Genomic DNA, 500 nt, shown 5'->3' with positions numbered 1-500 from the left:
GCTCAGTTTTGAGAGAGCAAACCTCTTTCAAAACGCGTTTGGTGGCGATAGCGGAGGGGTTCCACGCGTACCCATCCCGAACACGACCGTTAAGCCCTCCAGCGCCGATGGTACTTGGACCGAAGGGTCCTGGGAGAGTAGGACGTTGCCAAGCGCAAACCCTTATGGGTTTCAAATGAATAATTCCCATACACGATATGGGCCCTTAGCTCAGTTGGTTAGAGCGCACCCCTGATAAGGGTGAGGTCGGTGGTTCGAGTCCACTAGGGCCCACCATATAAACTTCATTCAAGTGTAAATCACTTATTGGGGTTATTTATGGGGCTATAGCTCAGCTGGGAGAGCGCCTGCCTTGCAAGCAGGAGGTCAGCGGTTCGATCCCGCTTAGCTCCACCAATTAACTTTGATCCTTGAAAACTAGATAATGAAACGAATCTGCGTTTTAGAAATATCCTTTTAGCTGAACTTGTGTCACAACAAGTAAAGTTTTAAAAGTAGCA

2 tRNA genes and 1 rRNA gene are annotated in these 500 nt (G+C 48.4%); all 3 read left to right on the top strand.

Annotated elements, in window-relative coordinates:
- The first annotated feature begins 37 nt into the window (after nt 1-37).
- The 3 genes from rrf to CPT76_RS35230 all read left to right on the top strand — a co-directional run bounded on the left by rrf (nt 38) and on the right by CPT76_RS35230 (nt 396).
- Nucleotides 38-154: ribosomal RNA gene (gene rrf / locus CPT76_RS35240) — 5S ribosomal RNA — on the top strand.
- Nucleotides 155-199: 45 nt separating this feature from the next.
- Nucleotides 200-276, top strand: a tRNA-Ile gene (locus tag CPT76_RS35235).
- Between the two features lie 44 nt (nt 277-320).
- Nucleotides 321-396 (top strand) — tRNA-Ala (locus CPT76_RS35230).
- The last annotated feature ends 104 nt before the right edge of the window (nt 397-500 follow it).

The sequence above is a fragment of the Paenibacillus sp. AR247 genome, from assembly GCF_002968895.1.
Lineage (GTDB): Bacteria > Bacillota > Bacilli > Paenibacillales > Paenibacillaceae > Paenibacillus_AQ > Paenibacillus_AQ favisporus.
This window is presented reverse-complemented; position numbering and strand designations above follow the sequence as displayed.